This window comes from Streptomyces agglomeratus (assembly GCF_001746415.1).
Classification (GTDB): domain Bacteria; phylum Actinomycetota; class Actinomycetes; order Streptomycetales; family Streptomycetaceae; genus Streptomyces; species Streptomyces agglomeratus.
In genome coordinates this window covers 5,757,550-5,773,750 of record NZ_MEHJ01000001.1, presented here as the reverse complement: position 1 = coordinate 5,773,750, position 16,201 = coordinate 5,757,550, and the positions used below count along the sequence as shown (strand labels likewise).

Here is a 16,201-nt window from a genome sequence, read left to right as displayed (position 1 = left end):
ACTGCGCTGCTGATCAGCCGCTTCTCGCGCCCCGCTGGACGGTGGCCTCAGCGCTCGCCGGACTCCCGCTTCTCGCCGAGGACGTGCAGCTGGGTGGCCACGGAGTGGAAGGCGGGGAGTTCGGCCGCCGCCGTTTCCAGCTTGAGCAGTGCTTCCAGAGCGCCCGGCTCGGTGTCCACGAGGGCGCCGGGCACGAGGTCGGCGAAGACCCGTACGCCGTGCACGGCGCCGACCTCGACGCCGGCCTTGGCGACCAGTTCGGCGAGCTGGTCGGCGGTGAAGCGCCGCGGCACCGGGTCGCCCTCGCCCCAGCGGCCCGCCGGGTCGCTGAGGGCCTGCCGGGCCTCGGTGAAGTGCCCGGCCAGGGCGCGGGCCAGGACGGCGCCGCCGAGGCCCGCGGCGAGCAGGCTGAGGGTGCCGGCGGGGCGCAGGGCGTCGACGGCGTTGCGGACGCCCTCGGCCGGGTCGTCGACGTATTCGAGGACGCCGTGGCACAGGACCGCGTCGTAACCGCCTCGCTCGACGACGTCGAAGAGCCCGTGGATGTCGCCCTGCACGCCGCGCACACGCTCGGCGACGCCGGCCTCGGCGGCCCGGCGCTCCAGCGCGAACAGCGCGTTCGGGCTGGGGTCGACGACCGTGACACGGTGGCCGAGGCGGGCGACGGGCACCGCGAAGTTGCCCGTGCCGCCGCCGGTGTCGAGGACGTCCAGGGCCTCGCTCCCGGCCGCCTTGACCTTACGGTCGAGAGCGTCCTTGAGGACCTCCCAGACCACGGCGGTACGGAGGGAGGCGCGGGGGCGCATCGGGTCCGACACGGCAGTTGACTCCTCGGCGCGGTGCCGCCGCGAACGGCGGGGCGGTGAACGGTGCGAGTGATAAAGGCCCTGCCCACCCTATTGCCTCCGGGAACCCGTCCCGTCATCCCGCGTCCGTGCGCTCCGCACTCCCGGGGCGCGGCCGGGGCAGCACCGGATCCAGCACGAGCAGCCGCTCGACGAGGCGCAGGAACATCGCCGCGTCACGCAGCAGGTCGTCGGCGTCCCGGGTGCTCGCCGCCCCCTGTATTCCGGCCTCGGCGAGCGCGCGGCGGCGGGCGCCGGAGGCGAACAGGGCGCTCCACTCGGTCAGTTCCGGCGCGATCTCCGGGAGGACCTCCCAGGCGCTGCGGATCCGCCGGCGCCGGGGCGCGGTGGTCTCCGGGCGGCCGCGGGCCGCGAGCACGGCGGCGGCGGTACGGAGGGCGGCGAGGTGGGCCGTGGCGTACCGCTCGTTCGGGACGTCGAGGGTCGCGGCCTCGTCCAGGCCGGTGTGCGCCTGGGCGAGCAGGTCCAGGGCGGCGGGCGGCGCACCGGCCCTGCGCAGGACCGGGTGGACGTCGGCGGCGGGCCCGGTCGCCGAGGGGGCGGGGCCGGTGGCGCGGCGGCGGTGTGCGGCAGCTGAGGACGTGCGAGACGTGCGAGCCATGACGAACCTCCTTCGTCGCGTGACGGCTCTGTAGCCGTATGTGTCCATCGTGAAGGGCACCACTGACAGTCGCCTCTGACCTGGTCTTTTTGCTTCAGTCGCCACTTCGGGATAGTTTTTGCACTGACTGGTCAGTTCAAAAAGGGGAGGGGCTCGTGGACAGCCCGAGCACCACGCACGGAGCAGCTGTCACCGCGGAGGACTTCGGCCTCAAGGGCCCGCGCGGCTGGGCGTTCCGGGGCGTAAGCGTCACGGCGGAGCCCGGGGCACTCGTCGCGGTCGAGGGGCCGTCCGGCTCCGGCCGCACCTGTCTCCTGCTCGCCCTCACCGGCCGCATGCGCGCCACCGAGGGTCACGCGGAAGTCGGCGGTGTGCGTCTGCCGAAGAAGATGGCCGCCGTACGCCGCATGAGCGCGCTCGGCCCGGTCACCGGCGTCAATGAACTCGACGCGGCCTTCACGGTCGCCGAGCATCTGCGGGAACGCGCGCTCCTCCAGCGCCGCTTCGACGGCTCGCTGCGCACGCTGCTGCGTCCGCGTGCCGAGCGCGCCGCGGCGGCGCGGGCGAGGATCGACGCCGCGATGGACGCCGTCGGCCTGGACCTCGACGCGCTGCCCAAGGGAGCACGTACGTCCGTACGGGACCTCGAACGCCTCGAAATACTGCGGCTGTCCGTCGGACTGGCCCTGATGGGCAAGCCCCGGCTGCTCGCCGTGGACGACCTGGACCTCAAGCTCTCCGACACCGAACGTGCCCTGGCCTGGGAGCTGCTGCGCTCCGTCGCGCGGGCGGGGACGACCGTGATCGCGGTGTGCAGCGAGGCTCCCGACGACGCTCTGCGGGTCACCACGGGAGCCGGCGCCGACAGCACGAACGCGGCGGCGGACCCGGAGTACGACGGCACCGGAGCAGAGAAAGACGAGGCAGCCGGCACGGACAGCACCGGCGCCACCGACGACACCGACAACACCGACAACACCGATCAAGCCTGCGACGCCGAGGAAACCGGCGACACCGGCGATTCAGATGACACCGACAACACGGACGACACCGAAGAGGGGGCGGGCGATGCGATCGCCGAGGCTGGCCGCGCTTGAGCTGAAGCGGTTCGGCAGGGGGAAGCTGCCGCGTGCCGCGCTCGTCGCGCTGCTGCTGCTTCCGCTGCTGTACGGCGCGCTGTACCTGTGGTCGTTCTGGGACCCGTACGGCCGGCTCGACCGGATACCCGTCGCCCTGGTCAACGACGACAAGGGCGCGACCGCTAGCGGCAAGAAGATCCACGCGGGTGACGAGATCACCGGAAAGCTGCGGGACAGCAAGGTCTTCGAGTGGCACGAGGTGAGCTCCGACGAGGCCCGCCGGGGCGTCGAGGACGGTGCGTACTACCTGTCCCTGACCATGCCGGAGGACTTCAGCAAGCGGATCGCGTCCAGCTCGGGCGACGTTCCCGAGACGAGCGCCCTTCAAGTGCGCACCAACGACGCGAACAACTACATCGTCGGGCAGATCTCGCGAACGGTCTTCTCCGAGGTGCGGACCGCGGCCTCCAAGGACGCCTCGCGTTCGTTCCTCGACAAGATCTTCATCTCCTTCTCCGACATCCACGACTCGACCCAGAAGGCGGCCAAGGGCGCCGACGACATCAAGGGCGGTATCGGAAAGGCGAAGAAGGGCTCCAGCGATCTCAAGGGTGGCCTCAACAAGGCCAAGGCCGGCTCGGAGGAGCTCTCCGGCGGGCTGACGAAGGCCAAGAACGGCAGCGCCAAGCTGACCGGCGGCCTGAAGACCCTGCACACCAAGTCGGGCGAGCTGAAGACCGGCGCCCAGCGGGTCGCCGACGGCACCCAGAAGCTCGCCGACACGGTCAACGGCCTCGCGGACTCGGTCAGCCCGTACCTCAGGGACAACGGCAAGACGGTCGGGGACACGGCGAAGCTCGTCGCCGACAGCACCCGGATCGTCCGTGACAACCTCGACTCGCTGGTCGAGCGCGCGCCCGGCGCGGCCGAGAAGTCGCGGGTGGCCGCGGACGCACTGCACACCGTCTACCAGGAGCGCTGTGTGGACCAGCCTCTCGACGACCCCGCGTGCCCCCACTTGCAGAAGGCCGACAAGGCGGCGGCCGACACGGCTCTCATCGCCTCGGACGTCAACAACCTCGTCAAGAACCAGCGCGGTGATCTGGAGCGGCTCGACAAGGAACTGGCCAAGCTTCAGGAACAGGCGCGCCGGATCGCCGCGCGCGCGCCCCACCTGGACGAGGACCTCGACGCCGCCGTCAGCCAGGTCAACGCCCTGAACAGTGGTGCCAAGAAGGTCGCCCAGGGCGCCGCGAGGATCAACACCGGCCTGGGCTCCGCCAAGACCGGCGCGGTCGACCTCGACAACGGCATCGCCAAGCTCGGCACGGGTGCCACCGACCTCGACAACGGCGTCGGCCGGCTCCAGTCCGGCGCCGGCGAGCTGAACGGCGGTCTCGTCAAGCTCGTCGACGGCTCCGGCGAGCTCGCCAGCGGCCTGCACAAGGGCGTCGGCAAGATCCCGGACTACGACAAGGACAAGCGGGACCAGCGCACCGGCGTGATGGCCGACCCGGTCCAGCTCGCCTCCCAGTCGATGCACAAGGCGCCCAACTACGGCACCGGGTTCGCCCCGTACTTCATCCCGCTGTCCCTGTGGGTCGGCGCGATGGTGGCGTACATGCTGATCCAGCCGCTCAACCGCCGCGCCCTCGCGGCGGGCGCCTCCGCCTGGCGGATCGCCCTCGCGGGCTGGCTGCCCGTGGCGGCGCTCGGCGTACTGCAAGTGGCCGCGCTCATGTCCGTACTGCACTGGGGCCTCGGGCTCCAGATGGAGCGCGCGGCCGGAACGATCGGCTTCCTGGTGCTCGTGACGGGCTGTTTCGCGGCGATCGTGCAGTGGCTCAACGCACGGTTCGGAGCGGCGGGCCGCATCCTGGTCCTCGCCGTGCTGATGCTCCAGCTGACCTCGGCGGGCGGTACGTACCCCGTACAGACCAGTCCCGGGTTCTTCAACGCGATCCACCCCTTCCTGCCCATGACGTACGTCGTGGAGGGCCTGCGCCGGCTCATCACCGGCGGCGGCCTGGAGCCGGTCTGGACGGGCGGCGCCGTACTGCTCGCCTTCACCGCGGGAGCCCTGGCACTGACGGCCATCTCCGCCCGGCGCAAGCAGGTGTGGACCCTCGATCGTCTGCACCCGGAGCTCAGCCTGTGAGAATCGTGCCCATGGACAGCAGCAGAACCCGCCGCGAGGTCACCCGGCAGAAGCTCTACGAGGCGGCCGTCACTCTCATCGCGGAGCAGGGTTTCTCCTCGACGACAGTGGACGAGATCGCCGAGCGCGCCGGGGTCGCCAAGGGCACGGTCTACTACAACTTCAAAAGCAAGACGGAGCTCTTCGAAGAGCTGCTGCGGCACGGGGTCGGACTGCTCACCGCGTCCCTCCAGGCCGCGGCCGACGAGACGGCGGAGCGCGGCGGCACCAGGGTCGAGGCCCTCGACGCGATGATCAGGGCCGGTCTGGGCTTCATCGACCGCTACCCGGCCTTCACGCAGCTGTACGTCGCCGAGCTGTGGCGCACCAACAGGGCCTGGCAGTCGACGCTCCTGGTGGTGCGGCAGGAAGCCGTCGCCGTCGTGGAGACGGTGCTGCGCGAGGGCGTCGAGAACGGTGAGCTGAGCTCGGAGATCGACATTCCGCTGACGGCCGCCGCGCTGGTCGGCATGGTGCTGGTGGCGGCGCTCGACTGGCAGGCGTTCCAGCGCGAGCGGACGATCGACGACGTGCACTCCGCGCTGTCGCTGCTGCTGCACGGCCGGGTGAGCGGCCGGCGCTAGGGCTGCGCCCAAGTGAGCCGGCGGCGCCCCTGCCGCTGGGGAACAGCCGCTGGAGAGCGGCCGTTCCCGTACGGCGAAGACGCCGGTCCCGCGAGGCTCGATCCCCCCGAGCCACGCCGGACCGGCGTCTTCGTGTTCCCCCGCGGGTCCCCGACCCCGCCGTACACCCCCGCTCCGGCAGGGGAGCCGCGCCGCTCCGCCGCCCCGTGCCGGCGGTGCGGGCGCCGCGCCCCTTCCGTGCCGCCCACTCTTCCGTCCGCGCAGGTGGAAGCCCATCCGCGCAGCTACTCATCTCCGGTACTAGGTACGGGTACTCACGCCTGTGTCCGGTGCCCGGCGGCCCGGGACGGCGACTGGTGCCGATCGCGTCCGCGCCCGTACTCACCCTGCCCCGGCCGGGTGTCAGTGGCGGCCGCTAAAGTCCCTGGCATGGCACGGATTGTGGTGATCGGCTCCGGGATGGGCGCGATGGCGTCCGCCGCCCGGCTGGCCGTCGCGGGCCACCGCGTGGTGGTGTACGAGCGGGCGCGGACGTACGGCGGCGCGCTGGGCAGGTTCGAGCGGGACGGCTTCGTCTTCGACACGGGACCGGGCCTGCTGCACCTGCCCGCCGTCTACCGCGACCTGTTCGCCAAGACCGGCAAGGAGTCCCTGGAGCAGTGCGTCGCACTCGCCCCGGTGGACCCGGCGAGCCGCCACCTCTTCGAGGACGGCACGGACGTCTCGCTGCCCAACGCCTCGCGCGCGGGGGTCGTTTCCGCGCTGGACGCGGCGCTCGGCGCCGGGGCCGGTGAGCGCTGGGGCGACTTCATGAACCGGGCCCGCGAGGCGTGGGACCGGACGAGACGGCCGCTGCTGGAAGAGCCGCTGTGGCCGGACTGGCAGGTCCTCGGCCGCGACCCGTACCCGTCGGTGCGCCGGCGCAGGCTGCTGCGGAGCGACCGGGTGGCGGCCACGGTCGGGGAGATCGGCGAGTGGGAGCTGGCGGACCCCAGGCTGGCCGCTCTGCTGGGCAGCTGTGCCCTGGCGTACGGACTCGATCCGCGCACCGCCCCCGCGGCGGCCGCCGTCCTGCCGTACATGGAGCAGACCTTCGGAAGCTGGTACGTGCGCGGCGGGATCCGGGAGCTGGCGCGGGCGCTCCACGAGCGCTGTGTGGCCCGGAAGGTGGAGTTCGTCTTCGGCGCCGAGGTCGTCGCGGTCACCGAGAAGGACGGCCGCGCGGCGGGCGTGGAGCTGGCCGACGGAACGGTCGCCGAAGCGGACTCGGTGGTCTTCGGCGGCGATCCGCGTCTCCTCGGCGGCATGACACCGGGGCGCGAGGTGTGGGCCGGGGGCGATGTCGTCCCCGGCCCCCTGCCCCCGGGCCGGCTCACGGTCTTCCTCGCGCTGCGCGGCGGCCCGGACGGGACCGTGCACCGGACGGTGGTCCACTCCCCCGACGCGGGCGCGGAGGCGTCGGCGGCGTTCTCCGGGGAGCACGCGGAGCGGCCCACCGTGACCGTGCTGCGACCCGACGACCCGCTGACCCGCCCGGACGAGGCCCACGAGGCCGTCACACTGACCGCGACCGTCGCCCCGCAGGGGCCGGTCGACTGGACGGACGAGGCCCTGGTCGCGCGGTACGCCGACGAGGTGGTCGCAGCCGCGCTCGCGGCCGTTCCCGATCTGCGGGAGCGTCTGCTGTGGCGCGAGGTCCGCACCCCCGCCGACACGGCGGCCGCGACGGGATCTCCCGGGGGCTGCGTGCCGCCGCCGTCGCTGGCGGGCGCCGGGGGGCGGCTGCTGCACCCGTCCAACAGCACGCGGCTGCCCGGCCTCCTGATGGCCGGAGGCTGGGCGCATCCCGGCGGCGGACTGGCGCATGCCGGAATGTCGGGGGCCCTGGTCGCGGGACTCGTCGTCGAGGGAGAAGGCTTCCGGGGCTCGCAGTAAGGGGCGCCGGGGCCGCGCGGCGGCGCCCGGAAGGTCAGTAGCGGTACTGCTCGTTGTAGCCGGTGGTGTCGTACCCGCCCTGGTAGGGCTCCTGGGCCGGCTGGTCGCCGCCGAAGGGCTGCTCCCCGTCGCGCTGCTGCGGCACCCAGACACCGCCGGGGGGTGTGTCGTTGCCGTACTGCGGGGTGCCGTAGTCCTGACCGCCGTACTCGGGGGTGCCGTACCCCTGCGTGCCGTACTGCTGGGTGCCGATGTACGGGTCGGAGTAGGCGGCGTACTGCTGCTGGCCGGACTGGTAGTCGTACTGGCCGGTGTACGTGTCCTGGTTCGGCCGCTCGTAGTCCGAGTAGGTGTCGTACCCGCCGTAGCCCGCGCCGGCTCCGAAGGCGTCGCTCTGCGCCTGCTGCTGGGCCGCGTACGCCGCCACGTCGTACACGCCGTACTGCCCGGTCTCGTCCGGCAGCGGCTGCGTCGGCGCGAAGACGGGCTCGGCGGGGACGTCCGGCGCGTACTCGGAGGCGTCCGCTTCGTACTCCAGGTCCGACACCTCCAGTGTCGGCTCCTGCGCCACGGGGCGGGCGCCGCGCTTGCGGCGGCGGCTGTCACCCGGCTTGCCGCCGATGGCCCAGCCGGTCGAGAAGCCACGGCGGAACGACAGCGTGACGTACGTCTGGCCGATCGCGAAGGCGACGGCGCCGCCCGCGATCACGAACACGGACGGCATCAGCACACCGAGGACCACGCCCATGAAGCCGGCGAAGGCCAGGAGCCGCCACCTCAGCCGTGCCTTGTACTGCAACAGCACTTCGCCGAGCAGCCACAGTGCGACGACTCCGAACGCGATGTAGAGGACCGCCCAGCCCATGCCCGCCCCTCTCGTACGGCCGCTGCCCGCGAATGGAGGCGGGTACGGCCGGTCAGGACTGCTCGTGCAGTCCGAGATTCTCGTAGATCTCGAGCGTCGCCGTGGAGTTGTTGAGCGTGATGAAGTGCAATCCGGGTACACCCTCGGAGAGCAGCCTCGCGCAGAACTCCGTGGCGAACTCGATGCCAATGGAGCGTACAGCGGCCGGATCGTCCTTGACGGCGAGGATCCGCTCTTTCACGGCGGGCGGGAAGTGCGCGTTGCTGAGCTGAGGGAGCCTGGCGAGCTGCTTGACCCCCGTCACGGGCATGACCTCGGGGATGATCGGCGTCTCGCAGCCCGCGGCCGCGACCCGGTCGCGCAGTCGCAGATAGCTTTCCGGCTCGAAGAACATCTGCGTGATCGCGTAGTCCGCGCCGGCCCGGCACTTGTCCACGAAGTGCGCGATGTCGGTGTCCCAGTCGGTCGAGCGCGGGTGCATCTCGGGGAAGGCCGCGACACCCACGCAGAAGTCTCCGGACTCCTTGATGAGGCGCACCAGGTCCGCCGCGTACCGCACGCCCTGCGGGTGCTCGACCCACTCGCCCATCGGGTCGCCGGGCGGGTCTCCGCGTACGGCGAGGATGTTCCGGATTCCGGCGTCCGCGTACTGGCCGATCATGTTGCGCAGCTCGGCGACGGAGTGGTCCACCGCCGTGAGGTGCGCGACCGGGGTCAGGGTGGAGTCGGAGGCGATCTGCTCGGTGGCCCCGACCGTGCCGGCCCTGGTGGACCCGCCCGCCCCGTACGTCACGGAGACGAAGCTGGGGGCCACCGCTTCGACCCGGCGCAGCGCGTTCCAGAGGTTCCGCTCACCCTTTTCGGTCCGGGGCGCGAAGAACTCGAACGAGTACGAGGTTTTACCGGTCGCGAGCAGGTCACGCACCGTGAGCGCGTGATCCGTCCTGGTCGAAGCTGTGCCAAGGGCCATAACGGCAGGTTAGCGAGGGCTCGGCGGGGACCCAACAAAAGAGGGGACTTTGTCCATATTGCCGGATTATTGTCCACCTGTCGGACAGCCGTGGACACCCGTGCCACCAGGCGGGGCTGTCAGGCGTACGCCCGGATCCGCTTCGCGAGGGCCGCCGCTGCGGCGGCCGGATCGTCGGCCTCCGTGATCGCCCGTACGACCACGACCCGGCGGGCGCCCGCGTCCAGGACCTCGTCGAGGTTGCCGGCGTCGATGCCACCGATCGCGAACCACGGCCGGTCCTGGCGCAGCCCGGCGGCGTACCGGACGAGGCCGAGACCGGGGGCGTACCGGCCGGGCTTGGTGGGGGTGGGCCAGCACGGCCCGGTGCAGAAGTAGTCCACGCCGGGCTCCGCCGCGGCCGCGTCGACCTCGGACTCGCCGTGCGTGGAGCGGCCGACGAGGACGTCGGCACCGAGGATCGCCCGCGCGGCGGGGACGGGCAGGTCTCCCTGCCCCAGGTGCAGCACACCGGCGCCGATGGCGTGGGCCACGTCGGCCCGGTCGTTCACGGCGAGCAGCTTGCCGTGCCTGCGGCAGGCGTCGTCGAAGACCTGGAGGTGCTCCAGCTCCTCACCGGCCTCCATGCCCTTGTCGCGCAGCTGCACGATGTCCACGCCGGAGGAGAGCACGGCGTCCAGGAACTCGGGGAGGTCGCCCTGGCGCTTGCGGGCGTCCGTGCACAGGTACAGCCGGGCACCGGCGAGCCGCTCGCGCGCGGTGACGCCTTCTCCCGACGACGCCGCGGACGTGGGCATGGGCGTGGGCGCGGGCATGGTGGTGTCCCCCCGTGGGTGGGCGGTGCACGGGCCGGCGAAGGCCCGTACACCGCGTGCGGTTGTGTCGGCTGAGGTCAGACGGCCAGCGCCTGGGCGCGCCGCTTCACCTCCGTGCCGCGATTCTCACTCAACGCCTGCGCGGGGGTGCCCGGCAGGGTCGGGTCTGGAGTGAAGAGCCACTCGAGCATCTCTTCGTCGGAGAAGCCGTCGTCCCTCAGGAGCGTCAGGGTCCCTGCGAGACCCTTGACCACCTTGTCGCCGTCGATGAAGGCGGCAGGCACCTGAAGCACCCTGTTCTCTCCGCGGCGTACGGCGATCAGCTGGCCTTCCTTGACCAGCTGCCGGACGCGCGTCACCTCGACATCGAGCTTTTCCGCGATGTCGGGGAGGTTGAGCCAGGCGGGGACGAGAGCATCGATCTTTGCGTCAATCTCGGTCACGGGACAAGCGTGCCATCTGGGACTGACAGTCGGTAGTCGGGGCCTGCCGTACGGGCCGCGGTGCCCGCCTAAAGGGTGGCGGACTTGAGCGGGACGGACGGATCGGCGACGCGGTCCGGGTCCAGGAGCGCACCCGACGCGATGAGCCTGCGGCCCTGCGCGAGGTCGCGCGGACGCGCCACGGTGAGCAGCGCGACGAGCGCCCCGTCGCGCAGCCAGCACACCGACCAGGCGGCGTCGGCCGGGTCGCCGCGCCACACCGTCGTGTCGGCGTGGGCGTGGTGACCGGCGTACTGCACGAAGCGGCCGAACTGCTCGGACCAGAAGTACGGGACGGGGTCGTAGTCCTGCGGTGCCCCGCCCAGGATGTTGGCCGCGACCGCGTGCGGCCCCTGGAGCGCGTTGTCCCAGTGGTGCACCAGCAGGCGTTCGCCGTAGCGGGCGGACGGGAAGGACGCGCAGTCCCCGACGGCGTACACGTCCGGCTGCGAGGTGCGCAGGTGCGAGTCGGCGGTGACGGACCCGTCGGGGCCCAGTGCGATGCCGGAGCCGTCCAGCCAGGCCGTTGCGGGCCGGGCGCCGATGCCGACGACCACCGCGCCGGCGGCGATCCGCCGGCCGTCGGCGAGGACGACCGTGCCGGGCTCGACGCTTGCGACGCGCGCGCCGGTGAGCAGTTCGGCGCCGCTCTCGGCGTACCAGCCGGCCATGGGGGCGGCGACCTCGGCGGGCATGGTGCCCGCGAACGGCCGGTCGGCCGCCTCGACGACGGTCACTACGCAGCCCGCCTCGCGGGCGGCCGTGGTGAACTCCGCGCCGATCCAGCCCGCGCCGACGACCACGATGTCGTGCTTGCGGTCCAGGACGGGCCGCAGCCGGGCGGCGTCGTCGAGGGTGCGCAGCAGGTGAACGCCCTGGACCCCCTCGCTGCCGGGCAGGGTGACCGGCAGCGCCCCCGTGGCGACGACCAGCACGTCGTACGGGACCGGGCCCGAGGGGGTGTCGATCTCGTGCGCCCCGGGGCGCACGCCCGTCACTTCGCGCCCGAGGTGCAGCTCGACGCCCAGCGCCTCGAAGTCGACGTCGAAGGCCGACCCCTCGGCGTTGCCGAGCAGTACCGCCTTGGACAGGGGCGGCCTGTCGTACGGCTGATGCGGCTCGGCGCCGATCAGCGTGACGGAGCCGCTCCAGCCCTGCTCGCGCAGGGCCACGGCGGTCTGCACGCCGGCCATTCCCGCGCCGACGATGACGACGCGCCGCTCTGTCTGACTCTGGTCGCTCACCCGGTCACTCTAGGACGGCGCGTCCCGCCGTCCTCAAGGCCACGGAGAGGAGATCTCTGACACACCGTCACAGGGAGCCCGCCGGGAGCTCCTCGACGACGCTCGTCCCGCTGCCCTCCTGGGACTCCCAGGACCAGGACTCCTCCAGCCGTACGCGCCCGTCCGGCAGGCCGACGACGGTCGACGCGCAGTGACCGGAGGAGGTGGTTCCGTCGTGCTTGAGCTGTACGTACCGGAAGTCGAGCGCGTCACCCGCGCGGGTGCCGACGAGGTGGCCGCGTACGACGTCGCCGCCCGCGTACTCGGCCCAGATCCGGCCGTCCTGCTCGTGGTAGGTGAAGCGGGTCCGCGTACCCACCTGACCCGGTGCCTGGTCGGCGACCGGTGCGAGGACGAGTCCGTCGAGCGAACGGGCCACTGGAGTTGCTCCCTTACAGCGCGTGGGGGCCGGGCGTTAGGGTGGCCACCGTACTGCTGCCTTCCGGGGGACTCCCCCGGGACCCCCAGCAGGAAAACAACTCGCGGGAGTCCGGGCGTACCGGGCTGAGAGGGAGGCTGGGCGGCCTCCGACCGTACGAACCTGATCCGGGTCATGCCGGCGAAGGGAGGGGCTGGACGCCCATGTCGCGTACATCGTCAGACGTCCTTGTCATCGGGGGCGGAATCATCGGCCTGGTCACGGCCTGGCGCGCCGCGCAGCGGGGGCTGCGCGTCGCCGTGACGGATCCCGAGCCGGGCGGCGGGGCCGCCCGGGTAGCGGCCGGAATGCTCGCCGCGGTCACCGAGCTGCACTACGGCGAGGAGACGCTGCTCGGCCTGAACCTCGCGTCCGCCGAGCGCTATCCGGCGTTCGTGGCGGAGCTGGAGGCGGCGAGCGGGCTGGACACCGGCTACCGCTCGTGCGGCACGCTCGCCGTAGCCCTCGACACGGACGACCGCGCCCACCTGCGCGAACTCCACGCACTCCAGCGCCGCTCCGGTCTGGAATCGGAGTGGCTCACGGGACGCGAATGCCGCCGCCTGGAGCCGATGCTCGCGCCGGGCGTGCGCGGGGGCCTGCGGGTGGACGGCGACCACCAGGTCGATCCGAGGAGGCTCGCCACCGCCCTGCTGACGGCCTGCGAGCGGGCCGGGGTGATCTTCCACCTCGGCTGGGCGGACAGGCTCTCAGTCGTACGGGAAAGGGCCTCCGGAGTCGTACTGGCCGACGGGACACGGCTCGCCGCGGGCCAGGTGGTGCTGGCGGCCGGCAGTCTCAGCGGCAGGCTCGCCGGCGTACCGGAAGAGGTGCTGCCGCCGGTGCGGCCCGTCAAGGGGCAGGTGCTGCGGCTGACCGTGCCGCCCGCGTACGCGCCCTTCCTGCACCGGACGGTACGTGCGGTGGTGCGGGGCAGTCACGTCTATCTGGTGCCGCGCGAGAACGGCGAGCTGGTCGTCGGCGCGACCAGCGAGGAGCTCGGCTGGGACACCACGGTCACGGCGGGCGGCGTGTACGAGCTGCTGCGCGACGCGCACGAGCTGGTGCCCGGGATCACCGAGCTGCCCCTGACGGAGACCCGCGCGGGCCTGCGCCCGGGCTCCCCCGACAACGCGCCGCTGCTGGGCCCGACCGCGCTGCCCGGGCTGCATCTGGCCACCGGGCACTACCGCAACGGGGTGCTGCTCACGCCCGTCACGGGTGACGCGATGGCCGCCGTGCTGGCCGGTGGCGAGCTGCCTGAGGAAGCGCGCCCCTTCAGCCCGCTGCGTTTCCCGCCGCCCGCCGCTCCCGCCGCCACCACTCCCGCTCCCGCCACCGCCACCACTCCCGCCTCCGTACCGCAGGAGCAGCCCGTATGACCGTCTCCGTGAACGGCGAGAGCCGTGAGGTCGCCGCCGGTACGACGCTGGGCGCGCTCGTCGCGACCCTCACCCGGGCCCCTTCCGGTGTCGCCGCCGCCCTCAACGAAACCGTCGTACCGCGCGGGCGGTGGGATTCCACCGCGCTCGGCGACGGCGACCGCATCGAAGTCCTCACCGCAGTCCAGGGAGGCTGAACCATGGCCGACGACCTTCTGACCATCGGCGACACGACGTTCTCGTCGCGTCTGATCATGGGTACGGGCGGGGCGCCGAGCCTCGACGTACTGGAACGTTCACTGGTCGCGTCCGGGACCGAACTGACGACCGTCGCGATGCGGCGGCTCGATCCGAGCGTCCAGGGATCGGTGCTCTCGGTTCTGGAGAAGCTCGGCATCCGGGTGCTGCCCAACACTGCGGGTTGCTTCACGGCGGGCGAGGCGGTGCTGACGGCGCGCCTCGCGCGGGAGGCGCTGGGCACGGACTGGGTGAAGCTGGAGGTCGTCGCCGACGAGCGGACCCTGCTGCCCGATCCGGTCGAACTGCTGGACGCGGCGGAGACGCTGGTGGACGACGGCTTCACCGTGCTGCCGTACACGAACGACGACCCTGTACTCGCACGGAAGCTGGAGGACGTCGGGTGTGCGGCGATCATGCCGCTCGGGTCGCCGATCGGGTCCGGGCTCGGCATCCGCAACCCGCACAATTTCCAGCTGATCGTGGAGCACGCGCGCGTGCCGGTCGTTCTGGACGCGGGGGCGGGCACCGCGTCGGACGCGACGCTCGCGATGGAGCTGGGGTGCGCGGCGGTGATGCTGGCTTCGGCGGTGACGCGGGCGCAGGAGCCGGTACTCATGGCCGAGGCGATGCGGCACGGGGTGGAGGCGGGGCGGCTGGCGTACCGGGCGGGGCGGATTCCCCGGCGGCACTTCGCCGAGGCGTCGTCGCCCACGGAGGGCAGGGCGGTGCTGGACCCGGAACGCCCCGCGTTCTGACCGGCCCGGCCGGCCGCCGCGCGGGAGTGTTTCCCCTCCCCCGGGCCCGCCCCCCCCCGTTATGTTCTTCGCGGTCCTGCAAGAGGGCCGCTGGCCTCCGGGCCCGGCATGACTGTGTCCCCCTGTCGAACGGATGACCTGGGGGGTGGTGTCACCGGGCCTGGGAGGTGCCGTCGGAGACGCTGATGAGAGGTCCGGCCACCACCCGGTCCGGCGCAATGCCGGACAGCTCGCGGGCGGCAGGTCTGCATAACGTGGATGCGCGCGTACGACACCGAAGCCGAGGCCAGGCAGAGTCAACTCCCTTGGAGGGGTGAGATGTTCGACACCGGCAACGTGGGCGTCTTCCTTGGCATGGACGTCGGCAAGAGCGCCCACCACGGGTACGGGCTCACCCCGGTCGGCAAGAAGGTCTTCGACAAGGCCATGCCCAACAGTGAGCCGAAACTGCGAGCGGTTTTCGACAAACTGATCGCGAAGTTCGGCACCGTGCTGGTGATCGTGGACCAGCCCGCTTCCATCGGCGCCCTCCCGCTCACGGTTGCCCGCGACGCCGGCTGCAAGGTCGCCTACCTGCCCGGACTGGCGATGCGACGGATCGCCGATCTCTACCCGGGTGAGGCCAAGACCGACGCGAAGGACGCCGCGGTCATCGCGGACGCGGCCCGCACCATGCCGCACACCCTGCGCTCGCTCGAACTCACCGACGAGATCACCGCCGAGCTGACCGTGCTCGTCGGCTTCGACCAGGACCTCGCCGCCGAGGCCACCCGCACGTCCAACCGGATACGCGGCCTGCTCACCCAGTTCCACCCCAGCCTGGAGCGCGTCCTGGGCCCCCGCCTCGACCACCAGGCCGTCACCTGGCTCCTGGAGCGTCACGGTTCCCCGGCCGCGCTGCGCAAGGCCGGCCGCCGCAGACTCGTCGAGGTCATCCGGCCCAAGGCCCCGCGCATGGCAGCCCGGCTGATCGACGACGTCTTCGACGCCCTCGACGAACAGACCGTGGTCGTGCCCGGGACCGGCACCCTCGACATCGTGATCCCGTCCCTGGCCCGCTCCCTCGCGGCCGTCCACGAACAGCGCCGGGCCCTGGAAGCCCAGATCAACGCCCTGCTGGAGGCACACCCTCTTTCCCCGGTCCTGACCTCGATGCCCGGCGTCGGCGTCAGGACCGCCGCAGTCCTGCTGGTCACCGTCGGCGACGGCACCAGCTTCCCCTCCGCCGCCCACCTCGCCTCCTACGCCGGCCTCGCCCCGGCCACGAAGTCGTCGGGGACCTCGATCCACGGCGAACACGCGCCCCGAGGCGGAAACCGGCAGCTCAAACGCGCCATGTTCCTCTCCGCCTTCGCCTGCATGAACGCCGATCCCGCCTCCCGCAACTACTACGACCGCCAGCGAGCCCGCGGAAAGACCCACACCCAGGCCCTCCTCCGCCTCGCCCGCCAACGCATCAGCGTCCTGTTCGCCATGCTCCGCGACGGCACCTTCTACGAACCTCGCGAGCCCAGGACCGCCGCCCTCGCCGCATGAACCCCACCCCGACGAATTAACTCAAACCCGGCACGACAGGGTTGACGAAACCCATAGAGGCACCCCCCCCGCGCGTCCGCCGCGCAGGGGGGCCGCCGCCGGCCCGGCGACGTCCCGCCGGCTGTCACAGCTCCGCTGCAATACCGCCCCGGCCCCGTCCGGGGCGGCAGGGGTGTCAGCGGCGGCTCGTAGA

General features: G+C 72.3%; 16 protein-coding genes and 1 riboswitch. Of the genes, 8 read left to right on the top strand and 8 right to left on the bottom strand.

Going from position 1 to position 16,201, the window contains the following annotated elements; translation table 11 throughout:
• Positions 1-47: 47 nt before the first annotated feature.
• Together AS594_RS25190 and AS594_RS25185 are read right to left on the bottom strand one after the other, a co-directional pair.
• Positions 48-818, bottom strand: coding sequence for a methyltransferase (locus AS594_RS25190; protein WP_069929143.1), 771 nt, complete (start codon positions 816-818; stop codon positions 48-50).
• 103 nt (positions 819-921) lie between these two features.
• A complete protein-coding gene (locus AS594_RS25185) occupies positions 922-1,467 on the bottom strand; it encodes an SAV_6107 family HEPN domain-containing protein (protein WP_069929142.1) in 546 nt (181 codons plus the stop codon).
• A gap of 155 nt (positions 1,468-1,622) precedes the next feature.
• Between AS594_RS25185 and AS594_RS25180 the strand changes: the two genes are divergently transcribed.
• The 4 genes from AS594_RS25180 (at position 1,623) to AS594_RS25165 (ending at position 7,262) form a co-directional block, all read left to right on the top strand.
• On the top strand, positions 1,623-2,564 hold the full coding sequence (locus AS594_RS25180) for an ATP-binding cassette domain-containing protein (protein ID WP_069929141.1): 942 nt from the start codon (positions 1,623-1,625) through the stop codon (positions 2,562-2,564).
• A complete protein-coding gene (locus tag AS594_RS25175) occupies positions 2,536-4,704 on the top strand; it encodes a YhgE/Pip family protein (protein WP_069929140.1) in 2,169 nt (722 codons plus the stop codon). The genes AS594_RS25180 and AS594_RS25175 overlap by 29 nt, the downstream gene beginning before the upstream one ends.
• Positions 4,705-4,715: 11 nt before the next feature.
• Positions 4,716-5,327 (top strand): TetR/AcrR family transcriptional regulator, encoded by a 612-nt coding sequence (locus AS594_RS25170; RefSeq protein ID WP_069929139.1) that lies wholly within the window; start codon positions 4,716-4,718, stop codon positions 5,325-5,327.
• 429 nt (positions 5,328-5,756) lie between these two features.
• The gene (locus AS594_RS25165; protein WP_069929138.1) at positions 5,757-7,262 is read left to right on the top strand and encodes a phytoene desaturase family protein; all 1,506 of its coding nucleotides are present in this window, start codon (positions 5,757-5,759) and stop codon (positions 7,260-7,262) included.
• Positions 7,263-7,296: 34 nt separating this feature from the next.
• Here AS594_RS25165 and AS594_RS25160 read toward each other — a convergent pair whose 3' ends face one another.
• From AS594_RS25160 to AS594_RS25135, 6 genes are all read right to left on the bottom strand, one after another.
• Positions 7,297-8,127, bottom strand: coding sequence for a hypothetical protein (locus tag AS594_RS25160; RefSeq protein WP_069929137.1), 831 nt, complete (start codon positions 8,125-8,127; stop codon positions 7,297-7,299).
• A gap of 52 nt (positions 8,128-8,179) precedes the next feature.
• Positions 8,180-9,097 (bottom strand): methylenetetrahydrofolate reductase [NAD(P)H], encoded by a 918-nt coding sequence (gene metF / locus AS594_RS25155; protein WP_069929136.1) that lies wholly within the window; start codon positions 9,095-9,097, stop codon positions 8,180-8,182.
• Positions 9,098-9,216: 119 nt separating this feature from the next.
• Positions 9,217-9,912: a thiamine phosphate synthase gene (gene thiE, locus AS594_RS25150; protein WP_420877837.1), complete on the bottom strand. Its 696-nt coding sequence runs from the start codon at positions 9,910-9,912 to the stop codon at positions 9,217-9,219.
• Positions 9,913-9,989: 77 nt separating this feature from the next.
• Entirely contained in the window at positions 9,990-10,355 is a 366-nt protein-coding gene (locus tag AS594_RS25145) for an Rv2175c family DNA-binding protein (protein WP_028811436.1), read from the bottom strand.
• Between the two features lie 68 nt (positions 10,356-10,423).
• Positions 10,424-11,638, bottom strand: a complete 1,215-nt coding sequence (locus AS594_RS25140) for an NAD(P)/FAD-dependent oxidoreductase (RefSeq protein ID WP_069935382.1) — start codon at positions 11,636-11,638, stop codon at positions 10,424-10,426.
• A 67-nt stretch (positions 11,639-11,705) separates the two neighbouring features.
• A complete protein-coding gene (locus AS594_RS25135) occupies positions 11,706-12,056 on the bottom strand; it encodes an avidin-fold protein (protein WP_069929133.1) in 351 nt (116 codons plus the stop codon).
• A gap of 93 nt (positions 12,057-12,149) precedes the next feature.
• A riboswitch (TPP riboswitch) is annotated at positions 12,150-12,263 on the top strand.
• Between AS594_RS25135 and thiO the strand changes: the two genes are divergently transcribed.
• From thiO to AS594_RS25115, 4 genes are all read left to right on the top strand, one after another.
• The gene (thiO, locus tag AS594_RS25130) at positions 12,260-13,477 is read left to right on the top strand and encodes a glycine oxidase ThiO (RefSeq protein ID WP_069929132.1); all 1,218 of its coding nucleotides are present in this window, start codon (positions 12,260-12,262) and stop codon (positions 13,475-13,477) included. Its footprint overlaps the riboswitch before it by 4 nt.
• Positions 13,474-13,674 carry a sulfur carrier protein ThiS gene (gene thiS, locus AS594_RS25125; RefSeq protein ID WP_069929131.1) on the top strand — a complete coding sequence of 67 codons (201 nt, stop codon included), beginning with the start codon at positions 13,474-13,476 and terminating at the stop codon, positions 13,672-13,674. The genes thiO and thiS overlap by 4 nt, the downstream gene beginning before the upstream one ends.
• A gap of 3 nt (positions 13,675-13,677) precedes the next feature.
• Positions 13,678-14,472 (top strand): thiazole synthase, encoded by a 795-nt coding sequence (locus AS594_RS25120; RefSeq protein ID WP_069929130.1) that lies wholly within the window; start codon positions 13,678-13,680, stop codon positions 14,470-14,472.
• A gap of 318 nt (positions 14,473-14,790) precedes the next feature.
• Positions 14,791-16,008, top strand: a complete 1,218-nt coding sequence (locus tag AS594_RS25115) for an IS110 family RNA-guided transposase (RefSeq protein ID WP_069931975.1) — start codon at positions 14,791-14,793, stop codon at positions 16,006-16,008.
• Positions 16,009-16,201: the final 193 nt, after the last annotated feature.